Here is a 12,972-nt window from a genome sequence, read left to right as displayed (position 1 = left end):
GAAACCCCTACCGGGACGACTTCGGGTCGAGCGCGTCGCGCAGCGCGTCGCCGAAGAGGTTGAACGCGAACACGAGCGCGAAGATCGTGATGCCGGGGAAGAAGACGAACGCCGGGTCGGTCTGGAGGTAGTCCAGGCTCTGGTAGATCATCCGACCGAAGCTCGGCGTCTCCTCGGTCAGCCCGACGCCGATGAACGACAGCGCGGCCTCGCTGGTGATGAACTGCGGCACCGCCAACGAGAACGACACCAGGATCGGCGCCCAGATGTTCGGCAGCAGTTGCCGGAAGAGCATGTGCGCCAGCCCGGCGCCGCTGGCCTTAGCGGCCTCCACGAACTCCCGCTCGCGCAGCGCGATCACCTGGCCGCGGACCAGCCGGGCGGTGCCGGTCCAGCCGAAGATCGCGAAGACGGCGATCAGCACCCCGACGCCGAAGGCGGGCGAGACCGCGTCCCGCTCGCCGTAGAAGCGCAGCGTCAGGGTCGGGGTCAGGGCCAGCGCGATGATCAGGAACGGCATGGCCAGGGTCAGGTCGGTGATCCAGTTGATCACCGCGTCGAGCCAGCCGCCGAGGTACCCGGCGAGCGCGCCGAGCGCGATGCCGATGGCCGCCGTGATCACCGCCGCCGCGAAGGCGATCAGCAGTGAGGTACGCAGGCCGTACACCAGCCGGATGAAGATGTCCCGACCGAGGTTGGGCTCCAGCCCGAAGAAGTGGTCCCCCGACACGCCACCGGCGTAGCCCAGCGGCATGCCGAAGCCGTCCAGCTTGGCCTGGAACTGGTCGCGTGGGCTGATCCCGTAGAACGCCTCGATCAGCGGCGCGGCGAGCGCCACCAGCACGAAGAAGACCAGCATCGCCCCGCTGACCATCGCCGTCCGGTCGCGGCGCAGCCGGAGCATGGCGAGTTGGCCGGGCGATCGGCCGACGAAGCCCTTCTCCTTCGGCGCGTCGGCGCCGCCGCCCGAGTCGATCTCGGCCAGCGCCACGCCCTCCACCGGGGACATGCTCATCTCGACACCTCCTCGACGCCCGCATCCGTGCCCGCCGGCTCGGCGCCCGCCCCGTCTGCCGCGTCGCCGCCCGCGCCGTCTGCCGGCTCGGCGGCCGACGTCGCCGGCTGCCCGGCCGGGGCGGCCTCGACGGGCCCCCGCTCCGGGAAGTGGCAGGCCGCGGCCTGGCTTCCGCCGTCGCGGGGCACCAGCGCCGGCTCCTCGCTGGCACAGATGTCCTGTGCCTTCCAGCAACGGGTGCGGAACCGGCAGCCCGACGGCGGGTTGAGCGGGGTGGGCACGTCGCCGGCCAGCCGGATCCGGCCGGCCGGGCCGAGCTTGGTGACGTCCGGGATCGCCGAGAGCAGCGCCCGGGTGTACGGGTGCTGCGGGCGCTCGTAGATGTCGTCCCGGTCGCCGATCTCGACGATCTTGCCGAGGTACATGACGGCGACCCGCTGGCAGAAGTGCCGCACCACGGCCAGGTCGTGCGCGATGAAGACGAACGCCAGGCCCAGGTCGCGCTGCAGGTCGCGGAGCAGGTTGACCACCTGCGCCTGGATCGACACGTCCAGGGCGGAGACCGGCTCGTCGGCGACGATCAGCTTCGGCCGCAGCGCCAGGGCGCGGGCGATGCCGATGCGCTGGCGCTGGCCGCCGGAGAACTCGTGCGGGTACCGGTTGTAGTGCTCCGGGTTCAGCCCGACCAGCTCCAGCAGCTCCTGCACCCGGGCCTTGATCCCGCCCGGCGGGTCGATCCCGTTGACCTGCAACGGCATCGCGACGATCCGGCCGACGGTGTGCCGGGGGTTCAGCGAGGCGTACGGGTCCTGGAAGATGATCTGAAGGTCCTGCCGCAGCGGGCGCAGCTCACGCCGGCCGGCGTGGGTGATGTCCCGCCCGGCGAACTCGATGCTCCCCGCGCTGGGCTCCAGCAGGCGGACCAGCATCCGGCCGGTCGTCGTCTTGCCGCAGCCGGACTCCCCCACCAGACCGAGCGTCTCGCCCGGGCGCACGTCGAAGTCCAGCCCGTCCACGGCCCGCACCAGGCCCGTGCTCCGCAGCCCGCTGCGCACCGGGAAGTGCTTGGCCAGCCCGCGCACCCGCAGCAGCGGCTCGACCGTCTCCACACTCATCGGGTCCCACCCTCGTTCGCGACTGCGGGACTCCGCTCCGCTGCGTTCCTCGCGCTCACCGAGCCACCCCCACGTGCGCGATGTCCTCCGCGTACAACCGGGTCCGGTCGTCGGCGGAGAGGTGACAGGCCACCAGGTGGCCGGGCGCGCCCGCCGGGCGCAGCTCCGGGACCTCGGTGCGCGAGCGGTCGCCGTTGCGACCGGCGTACCGGCAGCGCGGGTGGAAGGCGCAGCCGGGCGGGAGGTTGATCAGGCTGGGCGGGTTGCCCTTGATCGGCACCAGGTCCGCGTCCGCGTCGCCGTGCAGGGAGGGCACGCTGGAGAGCAGGCCCCAGGTGTACGGGTGCTGCGGCCGCCGGAGCACCTGCTCGACGCTGCCGTGCTCGACGGCCCGCCCGCCGTACATGACCAGCACCTCGTCGGCGACCTGGCTGACCACGCCCAGGTCGTGCGTGATCATGATGATCGCGGAGTGGAACTCGGCCTGGAGATCGGCCAGCAGGTCGAGGATCTGCGCCTGTACGGTCACGTCCAGGGCGGTGGTCGGCTCGTCGGCGATCAGCAGGTCCGGGTCGTTGACCAGCGCCATGGCGATCATCGCCCGCTGCCGCATGCCGCCGGAGAACTCGTGCGGGTACTGGTCGAAGCGGCGGGCCGGCTGCGGGATGCCGACCCGGCCCAGCATGTCCACCGCGCGCTGGCGGGCCTCGCGCTTGCCGGCCTTCGGGTGGTGCACCCGGTACGCCTCGGCGATCTGCCTGCCCACCGTGAAGTACGGGTGCAGCGCGGACAGCGGGTCCTGGAAGATCATCGCCATGTCCCGGCCGCGCAGCCGGCGTACCTCCTCCTCCGGCAGGCCGACCAGTTGGCGCCCGCCGACGGAGATCTCCCCGGTGATGGTGGTCCGCTTGGCGTTGTGCAGGCCGAGGACGGCCAGCGAGGTGACGCTCTTGCCCGAGCCCGACTCACCGACGATGCCGAGCGTGCGCCCCCGCTCCACCGCGAACGACACCCCGTCGACCGCGCGCACCACGCCGTCCTCGGTGTCGAAGCGGACCCGCAGGTCGCTCACCCGCAGGTACGGGTCCTGGCCGGAGCGCTGCTCCGGCACGCTGGGGCGGCCCGGTTCCCCGGACGACGCCGACTCCGGACTGCCCACGACCGCCTCCCTCAGTGACGAAGAGAACCTACAGGAAATCACTGAGGGTGAAAATAAGCTACATAACCGAGGGCTGTCAGCGGGCCACAGCGTAACGACTCTGCAACGGGCCCGCACCCCTCACCTCGGCATTCATCGGCGTTGACGTCCCCGCGCCCGCACAGCAGGTGCGACGATGGGCGCGGCAGCCCGGGGAGGATTCCCGCCGGCAGGAGGTGGAGGTGACCATGACCGCGGCGGTGTTCGGCCACGACGGCCCGTGGAGCGAAGAGGAGTACCTCGCCCTCGGCGAGACGCAGCAGCGCGTCGAACTCTTCGACGGGAGCCTCCACGTGACCCCAGCCCCCACTCCCCGCCACCAGCGCATCTCACGCAAGCTGGGCAACCTTCTCGAACCCGCCGCCGAAGCCCTCGGGCTGGAGCTACTGGAAGCGGTGAACGTCCGGCTCCGGCCGGGTCGCATCCCCATTCCCGACCTCGTGGTCACGGCTCCGATCGACCTCGACGACCCCTGGATCGAGGCGGCCGACGTCCGGCTGGTCTGCGAGATCATCTCGCCGGGCAACGAGGCCACCGACAAGGTGCTCAAGATGCACTACTACGCGGCGGCCGGCATCGAGTGGTACCTCCTCGTGGAGCAGGAGAACCTGACCATGCACCTGTACCAGCAGCAGGGCGCCCACTACGTCGAGCGGTCGGTGACCAAGGCCGGCGACGAGCTGGAGCTGACCGAGCCCGTACGGGTCACGATCCGGCCGGAGGACCTGCTCGCCTGACGGATGTCGGTGGGCTCGCCTAGGGTCGGGCGCATGAGCGAGCTCCCGCGAGCGAATCATCAACGCAGCCCGGTGGTGCCTCATGACGGCACAGAGCGCGGCGAAGTGCCGTCGTGACCGAGTTCGACGCGGCTGCCGCCGCGGTGCAGGCCGCGCTCGACGCGGGAGCCCGATACGCCGACGCCCGGGTGATGCACCGCCGCTACGAGTCCATGTCGGCCCGCAACGGCGACATCGAGGAGCTGACCCAGGACGAGAGCATCGGGCTGGGCGTCCGCGCGCTGGTCGGGTCGAGCTGGGGTTTCCACGCCGTACCGGAGCTGTCCGACGCCGCCGCCCGCGAGGCCGGCCGGCGCGCCGCGCGGATCGCCGCGGCGAGCGCGCGGGTCCCGGGGCCGCCGATCGACCTGGTGCCGGCCGCGGCGGTGACCGCGAGCTGGGCCTCCCCCTGCGTGGTGGACCCGCTCGGCGTGCCGCTCTCCGACAAGGGTGACCTGCTGGTCGGTGCCACGCGGACGATGGCGGAGCACGGCGCCGACGTGGCCGAGGGCCTCTACCAGGTCTGGGACACGGCCAAGTGGTTCGTCTCCAGCGAGGGGCACCGGATCGACCAGCGGATCCGCGAGTGCGGCGGCGGCATCTCCGCCACCGCCGTCGGTGACGGGGAGACCCAGCGCCGCTCCTACCCGAGCTACCGAGGCCAATACGGCACCACCGGCTGGGAGTTGGTCACCTCGCTCGACCTGGCCGCGCATGCGGCGCGGATCGCCGAGGAGGCCCGGGCGCTGCTCACCGCGCCGCCCTGCCCCGCCGGCGAGACCGACCTCATCCTCGGCGGCGAGCAACTCGCCCTGCAGATCCACGAGTCGGTCGGGCACGCCATCGAGCTGGACCGGATCCTCGGCTGGGAGGCCGCCTTCGCCGGCACCTCCTGGTTGGACCTGGCCCAGCTCGGCTCGCTGCGCTACGGCTCCGAGCTCATGAACGTCACCATCGACCCCACCATCCCCGGCGCGCTCGGCAGCTTCGGCTTCGACGACGAGGGCTCCCCGGCCGTCAGGCGCGACGCGGTGCGCGAGGGTCGCTGGGTGGGCGTGCTCGCCGGCCGGGACTCGGCAGCCGTCGCCGGCCTGGACCACGGCGGCAGCGTACGCGCCGACGGCTGGGCCCGGCTGCCGATGGTGCGGATGACCAACGTGGGCCTGGAGCCCGGCCCGCACACCCTGGAGGAGATCGTCGCCGCCACCGACGACGGGGTGCTGATGGACGTCAACCGCTCCTGGTCGATCGACGACAAGCGGCTCAACTTCCAGTTCGGCTGCGAGATCGGCTGGGAGGTGAAGAAGGGCCGGCGCGGGCGGATGCTGCGCAACCCCACCTACACCGGCATCGGTCCCCTCTTCTGGCGCTCGATGGACATGCTCTCCTCGGAGACCGTCGCCTGGGGCACGCCCAACTGCGGCAAGGGCCAGCCAGGCCAGGTCGGCCACACCGGCCACCCGGCCGCGCCGGCCCGCTTCCGCAACGTCCGGGTAGGAGTTCGTGCGTGAGCGCGAGGAATGAGCGAGCGCAGCGAGCGAGTCCCGCAGTCGCGAACGAAGAGGGTGCAGCATGAGCGAGCTGGAGATGGCCGGTCAGGTGGTGGAGCTGGTCCGCCGGCTCGGGGGGTCCGACGCGCAGGCCGAGGCGGTGGTCACCCGGGCCGACCTGGCGCTGACCCGGTTCGCCAACTCGTTCATCCACCAGAACGTGGCCGAGTCCGGCGTCGAGGTCCGGCTGCGGCTGCACGTCGGCGGGCGCACGGCCGCCGGCAGCGGCAGCGTGGTCACCGCCGACGGGCTGCGCGCGCTGGTCGAGCGCACCCTCGCCGCGGCGCGGCTCTGTCCGCCCGACCCGGCCTGGCCGGGGCTCGCCCCGCCGGCGCCGGCGCCGACTGCCGCGACCTTCGACGAGGCCACCGCGTACGCCGAGCCGGATGAGCGGGCCGAGCTGGTGCGCGCGTTCGTGGCGGCGGCCGGCGGGCTGGAGGCGGCCGGCTACTGCCGCACGGCGCACCGCTCCTCCGCGTTCGCCAATTCGGCCGGCCACTCGGCGTGGGGCCGCGCCGCCGAGGCGGCGATGGACGGCATCGCCCGCACCGGCGGCTCCGACGGCGTGGCCCGGTTCTGCGCCGACCGGCTCGCCGAAATCGACGGGGCCGCGCTCGGCGCCCGGGCCGCGGCCAAGGCGCGCGCCGCGGCCGACCCGGTCGAGTTGCCGCCCGGCCGCTACGAGGTGGTGCTGGAGCCGGCCGCCGTCGCCGACCTGCTCCAGAATCTCTCCTGGTTCGGCTTCAACGGCAAGCGGTACGCCGAGCGGCAGTCCTTCGCCGAGCCGGGGGTGGCCCAGTTCGACCCGGCCATCAGCCTGGTCGACGACCCGCTCGGCGGCTCCGGGCTGCCGTTCGACGTCGAGGGCACGCCCCGGCGCGCCGTGAGCCTGGTCGAGGCGGGCACCACCCGGGCGGTGGCGCACGACCGGCGCACCGCCGTCGAGGCCGGCGCGGCCTCGACCGGGCACGCCCTGGCCGGCGCCGCGACGTGGGGCCCGATGCCCCGCAACCTGCGCCTGCGGGCGGCCGGGCCGACGGGTGCCGGAGCCACCGGCGGCGGGCCGGCAGCGACGTCGGGCGCCGACGCGGCGGACTCCGCCGTGCCGGGCACGGCGGGCGCGGGCGGCGGCGTGCCGGGTGCGGTGGTCGACGGGGACACCGCCGGGCTGGTCGGTCGGGTGCGGCGGGGGCTGCTGGTCAGCGACCTCTGGTACACCCGCGTGCTCGATCCGAAGAGCCTGGCCGTCACGGGCCTGACCCGCAACGGCGTCTGGCTGGTGGAGGACGGCGTGGTGACCCGGGCGGTCCGCGACCTGCGCTTCACCGAGTCCTACCCCCGTGCCCTCGGTCCCGGCGCGGTGCTCGGCGTCGGCAGCCGGGCGGTACGCCAGCCGGACCGGACGGACGGCGTCTGGTGGGAGGCCCCGCCGCTGCGGCTGGCCTCCTGGAACTTCACGGGCGGCGCCTCCGGCTGAGCCCGCGGTCCGCTGCACAGGTCGGAGCCCGGCCCGGCGCCCGCTCCACGACGGAGTTCGGGCCGGCGACGCTTCCGGGTGAGTCGCGCGCGTACGACGGACAGGCGACCGGTGAGGTTCTTAACATCCGGACATCGATCATCGTTCGGGGCTTTCCACCGGCCGGGACACACGGGACACTGCCTTGCGCGGACGGCCCGCAAAGATCGGCGTAACGTGTGTCACTTAGCTGCGCCGTATCGCCGGCGCGGTCGTTGGTGTGCGCATGACGTGGCAAGCGGGTGCGGGTTCGCCGGTCCGCGTGCCGACCGGAAACTGATCCGCCCGCGCGTGCGGGCCCCGTCAGGGAGACGACTCGAATGACATCAACGGCAACGAGGCCGCGGGGGGCGCGGGCGCGCGCCGCCATCGCGGCGAAGACGTTGCGTACCGATCGCTGGTGGCTCGCCCCCCTGCTCACCGTGATCGGGCTCGGCGCGTGGGTCGCGTACGCGACGGTCCGGGTCTTCATGCACGACTACTACTGGGTCGACGCGTACCACTACCTGACCCCGTTCTACTCCCCCTGCGTCACCGAACGGTGCGTCGAGGGCTCCTCGCACTTCGGCAGCTTCCTGCCCAGCTGGTGGATCATCCCGGACGCCGCGCTGACCCTGCCGTTCCTGCTGCTGTTCCGCCTCACCTGCTACTACTACCGCAAGGCGTACTACCGCTCGTTCTGGCTGTCGCCGCCCGCGTGCGCGGTGCCGGACGGGCACCAGTCCTACGGCGGCGAGACCCGGTTCCCGCTGCTCGGCCAGAACCTGCACCGCTACTTCTTCTACGCCGCCGCCGTCATCTCGCTGATCAACACCTGGGACGCGATCCTGGCCTTCCACTCGCCGAAGGGCTTCGGGTTCGGTCTGGGCAACATCATCCTGCTCGGCAACGTGGTCATGCTGTGGGCGTACACGATCTCCTGCCACTCCTGCCGGCACATCATCGGCGGGCGGCTCAAGCACTTCTCCAAGCACCCGGTGCGCTACCGGGCCTGGACCTTCATCTCCGCCCTGAACGTCCGGCACATGCAGCTCGCCTGGATCACCCTCGGCACCCTGGCCCTGACGGACTTCTACGTCATGGCGGTCGCGGCGGACTGGTTCAACGACCTGCGGTTCATCAACTAGAGGGCCCCCTGACATGACCAATCCTCACCACCACACGAGCTCCACCACGCGAATCGAACGACACCACTACGACGTCGTCGTGATCGGAGCCGGCGGCGCCGGCCTGCGCGCGGCGATCGAGGCCCGGCTCGCCGGCAAGAAGACCGCGATCATCTCGAAGTCGCTCTTCGGCAAGGCGCACACGGTGATGGCCGAGGGCGGCGCCGCCGCCGCGATGGGCAACGTGAACAGCCGGGACAACTGGCAGGTGCACTTCCGCGACACCATGCGCGGCGGCAAGTTCCTCAACAACTTCCGGATGGCCGAGCTGCACGCGAAGGAGTCGCCGCAGCGGATCTGGGAGCTGGAGACGTACGGCGCGCTCTTCGACCGCACCAAGGACGGGAAGATCTCGCAGCGCAACTTCGGCGGCCACGAGTACCCGCGCCTGGCGCACGTCGGCGACCGGACCGGCCTGGAGCTGATCCGCACCCTCCAGCAGAAGATCGTCTCCCTCCAGCAGGAGGACAAGCGGGAGCACGGCTCGTACGACGCCCGGATCAAGGTCTTCGCCGAGACCACCATCACCGAGTTGCTGCTCGACGGCGACCGGGTCGCCGGCGCGTTCGGCTACTACCGGGAGTCCGGCGAGTTCGTCCTCTTCGAGGCGCCGGCCGTGGTGCTGGCGACCGGCGGCGTCGGCCGCTCCTACAAGGTCACCTCGAACTCCTGGGAGTACACGGGGGACGGGCACGCGCTGGCCCTGCGCGCCGGCGCGACGCTGATCAACATGGAGTTCCTCCAGTTCCACCCGACCGGCATGGTCTGGCCGGTGTCGGTGAAGGGGATCCTGGTCACCGAGTCGGTGCGCGGCGACGGCGGCGTGCTGAAGAACTCCGACGGCAAGCGGTTCATGTTCGACTACGTCCCCGACGTCTTCCGCAAGCAGTACGCGGACAACGAGGCCGAGGCGGACCGCTGGTACAAGGACCCGGACAACAACCGGCGCCCGCCGGAGCTGCTGCCCCGCGACGAGGTCGCGCGCGCGATCAACAGCGAGGTCAAGGCCGGTCGGGGCACCCCCGCCGGCGGCGTCTACCTGGACATCGCCTCCCGGCTGCCGGCCGAGGAGATCAGGCGCCGGCTGCCGTCGATGTACCACCAGTTCAAGGAGCTGGCCGACGTCGACATCACCAAGGAGCCGATGGAGGTCGGGCCGACCTGCCACTACGTGATGGGCGGCGTGGAGGTGGACCCGGACTCGGGCGCCGCGTACGGCACCGTGCGGGGGCTCTTCGCCGCGGGTGAGGTCTCCGGCGGCATGCACGGCTCCAACCGGCTCGGCGGCAACTCGCTGTCCGACCTGCTGGTCTTCGGCAAGCGCGCGGGCGGCCACGCCGCCACGTACGCCGACAGCCTGACGGCCCGCCCGAAGGTCCACGTCGCGGCGGTGGAGACCGCGGTGGAGACCGCGCTGGCACCGTTGCAGCGGGACACCGGCGAGAGCCCGTACACCCTCCAGCAGGACCTCCAGGCGGTGATGGGCGACCTCGTCGGGATCATCCGGCGCGAGGGTGAGCTGGCCGACGCGCTGAGCCGGCTGGCGGAGCTGCGCGAGCGGGTGGCCAAGGTCAGCGCGAGCGGCGGCCGCCGCTACAACCCGGGCTGGCACCTGGCGCTGGACCTGCGCAACATGCTGGTGGTCTCGGAGTGCACCGCGAAGGCGGCGCTGGAGCGGCAGGAGTCGCGCGGCGGCCACACCCGGGAGGACTACCCGGCGATGGACCCGATGTGGCGCCGGGTCAACCTGGTCTGCTCGCTGGACGGCGACACCGTGCGCCTGGAGCGCAAGCCGCTGCCGAAGATGCGCGCGGAGCTGATCGGCCTCTTCGACCGCGCGGAGCTGGCCAAGTACCTCACAGACGAGGAGCTCGCCGAGTTCGACGCCCTCGTCGCCGACGCCGAGGCCGAGGAGGCGGGCAAGTAATGGCGGAGCAGAAGTCCCCCGGGGCCGGCAAGCCCGGCGCCAAGCGCCAGTTCCGCATCTGGCGCGGCGACGAGAACGGCGGCGACCTGCAGGACTACATGGTCGAGGTGAACGAGGGCGAGGTGGTCCTCGACGTCATCCACCGGCTCCAGGCCACCGACGCCCCGGATCTGGCCTGCCGGTGGAACTGCAAGGCCGGCAAGTGCGGCTCCTGCTCGATGGAGATCAACGGCAAGCCGCGGCTGAGCTGCATGACCCGGATGTCCACCTTCACGGAGGACGAGACGGTCACGGTCACCCCGCTGCGCACCTTCCCGGTCATCCGGGACCTGGTCACCGACGTCTCGTTCAACTACGAGAAGGCGCGGGAGACCCCGGCGTTCGCGCCACCGGCCGACCTGGCCCCCGGCGAGTACCGGATGCAGCAGGTCGACGTGGAGCGCTCGCAGGAGTTCCGCAAGTGCATCGAGTGCTTCCTGTGCCAGAACGTCTGCCACGTGATCCGGGACCACGAGGAGAACAAGCAGGCGTTCTCCGGGCCGCGGTTCTTCATCCGGGCCGCGGAGCTGGACATGCACCCGCTCGACGCGAGGACCGACCGCAAGGAGTACGCGCAGGCCGAACAGGGCCTCGGATTCTGCAACATCACCAAGTGCTGCACCGAGGTCTGCCCGGAGCACATCAAGATCACGGACAACGGGATCATCCCCATGAAGGAGCGGGTCGTCGACCGCAGGTACGATCCCCTCGTGTGGCTTGGTAGCAAGATCTTCCGGAGGGGTCAGGTGCCTCAGACCATCGTGACCAGCGGGCACGCCAGCGGTGCGGTGCACGGCAGCGCGGCCCACGGGGGCGTGCACTCGCACGCGGGCGGCTCGCACGACCCGCAGGCCGAGGTGCAGGCGCAGCGCGGCGTCAACTGGCACCGCGAGGTGCCGAAGCCGACGGCGCCGGCCGTGGACACCCACGGCAGGCTTCCGCTGACGGAGCTCACCTTCGACCGGGCGGCGGCGCCGTCGCCGTTCGGCGAGGACGTGACCTTCCCGCTGCCGCCGGAGCACCTGAACTTCGCCCACCCGGAGCAGGACAAGCACTGAGGGCGTCGACGATGACGGGGGCCGCGGCTGTTGCCGCCGGCCCCCGTCCCGTTTCCGCCCGGGTGTCCGCTTCGGCTCAGCCGGGCGCGAGAATCGGGCGGAGGGCGGCAACGATGGGGGCGTCGGCCGGCAGCCAGGTGACGCTGTCCAACTCGTCGGCGGAGAGCCAGCGCAGTGCCGAGTGCTCCAACGCCTGCGGCTGGTCGCCGTGCAGCAGGCGGGCCGCGTACACCTTGAGCACGGAGCGGCCGTGCGCCATCCGGACGTTGCGGCCGACCCGGTCGCCGATCTCCACGCGTACGGCGAGTTCCTCGGCACACTCGCGGACGAGCGCGGCGGTCTCGCTCTCGCCCGGCTCCACCTTGCCGCCAGGGAACTCCCACATGCCCGCCACCTCCGGCGGCGCGGCCCGGGCGCAGGCGAGCACCCTGCCGTTCCTGATGATCGCCGCCCCGACGACGACCCTCAGGTCCCGTCGTTCGGCCTGCCCGCCGCCGTTAGCCCGTTCGGTCCGCACGGGCATCCAGCGTGCCAGATCAATCGGCGGTTTGGGTAGCGTGGCCGACCGTCAGGGCAGGAGAAGACGGAAGTGTGGGCGTGGACACACCCACCGTGCGACGACAGACTAGAGGGCACCGACAAGACACGGAACGGCGACGATTTGGCCACAAGCCGGCAACGGCGCCTGGGAGGTGCGGTGATGCGCGTGCTGTTCAACGGCCGGGCGAAGCACGACTACCTCAGCGACGCCCTCACCCTGCTCACCGGTTGGACCCGGGAGGGTGAGCAGATCCGACGGACCCTCGTGATCGACGACACGCAGCACGCGGCCCTCACCGAGCGGGTGAAGGTGGTCGCCGACGCGCTGCACCTGCGGCCCGAGATCAGCCGCCGCGCCGACCACACGCACATCAAGGTCGGGCACGGCAACGCCCCGCTGACCGAGCGCGAGGTGCTGCTGGCCGCGCGCATCGAGGACGCCTACCGCGCGGTCACCCAGCCCTGACCCACGCGCCGGCTACGCGGCGTCCTGGGGGTACCAGCGCAGCTCGACGGAGTTGCCGTCCGGGTCCCGCACGTAGAGGGAGGTGGCGCTGCCGCGCGCGCCGAACCGGCCCACCGGTCCCTCCAGGACCGTGAACACCCCCGCGTCGACGGCGTCCTGCCAGTCCAGCGGCTCCACCACCAGGCAGAAATGGTCGACGTTGGATTCGCCCCGGTCCCGACGGACGAGGTCGATGATGGTCTCCGGGCTGACGCGTACCGACGGGAACGGGACCTTGCCGGCCCGCCACTCGTCGACCCGCACCGGGGCCAGGCCCAGCACGCCGCAGTAGAAGCCCAGCGCCCGCTCGACGTCGGAGACGTTGAGCACCAGGTGGTCGAAGCCCGTGACCCGCACCGCGCTCACTTCGCCTCCAGGTCGTGGGCCTGGCGCAGCCAGTCGGTGAACAGGGCCGGGTCGACGTCGGCGAGGGCCCGCAGCTTCACCGCGGCCATCTGCCGGGCGCCCGGGACGAGCCGCCCCGACGGGTCGGTGATCTCCCGCAGCGGGGCGTCGAGGCCCGCCAGGTAGTCGGTCACTGTCGTCGTTTCCATGCCCCCACGATGC

General features: G+C 72.0%; 13 protein-coding genes. 7 read left to right on the top strand and 6 right to left on the bottom strand.

The features are described from left to right. Positions 1-7 precede the first annotated feature (7 nt). Genes AB0G14_RS06580 through AB0G14_RS06570 form a run of 3 tightly spaced genes read right to left on the bottom strand, consistent with a single transcriptional unit; the run spans position 8 to position 3,241 of the window. The gene (locus AB0G14_RS06580) at positions 8-1,015 is read right to left on the bottom strand and encodes an ABC transporter permease (protein ID WP_357694411.1); all 1,008 of its coding nucleotides are present in this window, start codon (positions 1,013-1,015) and stop codon (positions 8-10) included. Continuing rightward, entirely contained in the window at positions 1,012-2,130 is a 1,119-nt protein-coding gene (locus AB0G14_RS06575; protein WP_357694409.1) for a dipeptide ABC transporter ATP-binding protein, read from the bottom strand. Before AB0G14_RS06575 ends, AB0G14_RS06580 begins: the two co-directional genes overlap by 4 nt. 55 nt (positions 2,131-2,185) lie before the next feature. Next, positions 2,186-3,241, bottom strand: a complete 1,056-nt coding sequence (locus tag AB0G14_RS06570; RefSeq protein ID WP_357455683.1) for an ABC transporter ATP-binding protein — start codon at positions 3,239-3,241, stop codon at positions 2,186-2,188. A 275-nt stretch (positions 3,242-3,516) separates the two neighbouring features. On the opposite strand from AB0G14_RS06570, the gene AB0G14_RS06565 reads away from it, so the two are divergent. The 6 genes from AB0G14_RS06565 (at position 3,517) to AB0G14_RS06540 (ending at position 11,360) form a co-directional block, all read left to right on the top strand. Next, positions 3,517-4,065, top strand: coding sequence for a Uma2 family endonuclease (locus AB0G14_RS06565; protein ID WP_357694475.1), 549 nt, complete (start codon positions 3,517-3,519; stop codon positions 4,063-4,065). Between the two features lie 113 nt (positions 4,066-4,178). Then, positions 4,179-5,615, top strand: coding sequence for a TldD/PmbA family protein (locus tag AB0G14_RS06560; protein ID WP_357694407.1), 1,437 nt, complete (start codon positions 4,179-4,181; stop codon positions 5,613-5,615). Positions 5,616-5,676: 61 nt separating this feature from the next. Then, on the top strand, positions 5,677-7,131 hold the full coding sequence (locus tag AB0G14_RS06555; protein ID WP_357694405.1) for a metallopeptidase TldD-related protein: 1,455 nt from the start codon (positions 5,677-5,679) through the stop codon (positions 7,129-7,131). Positions 7,132-7,490: 359 nt separating this feature from the next. Continuing rightward, complete coding sequence (locus AB0G14_RS06550) at positions 7,491-8,297, top strand: hypothetical protein (protein WP_357694403.1); 807 nt, start codon at positions 7,491-7,493, stop codon at positions 8,295-8,297. Between the two features lie 13 nt (positions 8,298-8,310). Next, on the top strand, positions 8,311-10,263 hold the full coding sequence (locus tag AB0G14_RS06545) for a fumarate reductase/succinate dehydrogenase flavoprotein subunit (protein ID WP_357694401.1): 1,953 nt from the start codon (positions 8,311-8,313) through the stop codon (positions 10,261-10,263). Beyond that, positions 10,263-11,360 (top strand): succinate dehydrogenase/fumarate reductase iron-sulfur subunit, encoded by a 1,098-nt coding sequence (locus tag AB0G14_RS06540; RefSeq protein WP_357694399.1) that lies wholly within the window; start codon positions 10,263-10,265, stop codon positions 11,358-11,360. The genes AB0G14_RS06545 and AB0G14_RS06540 overlap by 1 nt, the downstream gene beginning before the upstream one ends. Positions 11,361-11,436: 76 nt before the next feature. Here AB0G14_RS06540 and AB0G14_RS06535 read toward each other — a convergent pair whose 3' ends face one another. Beyond that, positions 11,437-11,877, bottom strand: a complete 441-nt coding sequence (locus tag AB0G14_RS06535; RefSeq protein WP_357455575.1) for a (deoxy)nucleoside triphosphate pyrophosphohydrolase — start codon at positions 11,875-11,877, stop codon at positions 11,437-11,439. 183 nt (positions 11,878-12,060) lie between these two features. On the opposite strand from AB0G14_RS06535, the gene AB0G14_RS06530 reads away from it, so the two are divergent. Then, a complete protein-coding gene (locus tag AB0G14_RS06530; RefSeq protein WP_350703912.1) occupies positions 12,061-12,366 on the top strand; it encodes a 4a-hydroxytetrahydrobiopterin dehydratase in 306 nt (101 codons plus the stop codon). Positions 12,367-12,378: 12 nt separating this feature from the next. Here AB0G14_RS06530 and AB0G14_RS06525 read toward each other — a convergent pair whose 3' ends face one another. Both AB0G14_RS06525 and AB0G14_RS06520 read right to left on the bottom strand, forming a co-directional pair. Beyond that, complete coding sequence (locus tag AB0G14_RS06525) at positions 12,379-12,771, bottom strand: VOC family protein (RefSeq protein WP_357694396.1); 393 nt, start codon at positions 12,769-12,771, stop codon at positions 12,379-12,381. Further along, entirely contained in the window at positions 12,768-12,959 is a 192-nt protein-coding gene (locus AB0G14_RS06520) for a hypothetical protein (RefSeq protein ID WP_357694394.1), read from the bottom strand. Before AB0G14_RS06520 ends, AB0G14_RS06525 begins: the two co-directional genes overlap by 4 nt. Between the last annotated feature and the right edge of the window lie 13 nt (positions 12,960-12,972).

It is taken from the genome of Micromonospora sp. NPDC023814, assembly GCF_040639595.1.
Taxonomy (GTDB): Bacteria; Actinomycetota; Actinomycetes; order Mycobacteriales; family Micromonosporaceae; genus Micromonospora.
Note: the sequence above shows the minus strand (reverse complement) of the source record. Positions and strands in the feature narration are given on the sequence as shown.

Bases quoted from the DNA above. Each gene is read 5' to 3' on its own strand.
- AB0G14_RS06580 (WP_357694411.1), bottom strand. From the start codon at position 1,015: ATGAGCATGTCCCCGGTGGAGGGCGTGGCGCTGGCCGAGATCGACTCG.
- AB0G14_RS06575 (WP_357694409.1), bottom strand. From the start codon at position 2,130: ATGAGTGTGGAGACGGTCGAGCCGCTGCTGCGGGTGCGCGGGCTGGCC.
- AB0G14_RS06565 (WP_357694475.1), top strand. From the start codon at position 3,517: ATGACCGCGGCGGTGTTCGGCCACGACGGCCCGTGGAGCGAAGAGGAG.
- AB0G14_RS06555 (WP_357694405.1), top strand. From the start codon at position 5,677: ATGAGCGAGCTGGAGATGGCCGGTCAGGTGGTGGAGCTGGTCCGCCGG.
- AB0G14_RS06550 (WP_357694403.1), top strand. From the start codon at position 7,491: ATGACATCAACGGCAACGAGGCCGCGGGGGGCGCGGGCGCGCGCCGCC.
- AB0G14_RS06545 (WP_357694401.1), top strand. From the start codon at position 8,311: ATGACCAATCCTCACCACCACACGAGCTCCACCACGCGAATCGAACGA.
- AB0G14_RS06540 (WP_357694399.1), top strand. From the start codon at position 10,263: ATGGCGGAGCAGAAGTCCCCCGGGGCCGGCAAGCCCGGCGCCAAGCGC.
- AB0G14_RS06530 (WP_350703912.1), top strand. From the start codon at position 12,061: ATGCGCGTGCTGTTCAACGGCCGGGCGAAGCACGACTACCTCAGCGAC.
- AB0G14_RS06520 (WP_357694394.1), bottom strand. From the start codon at position 12,959: ATGGAAACGACGACAGTGACCGACTACCTGGCGGGCCTCGACGCCCCG.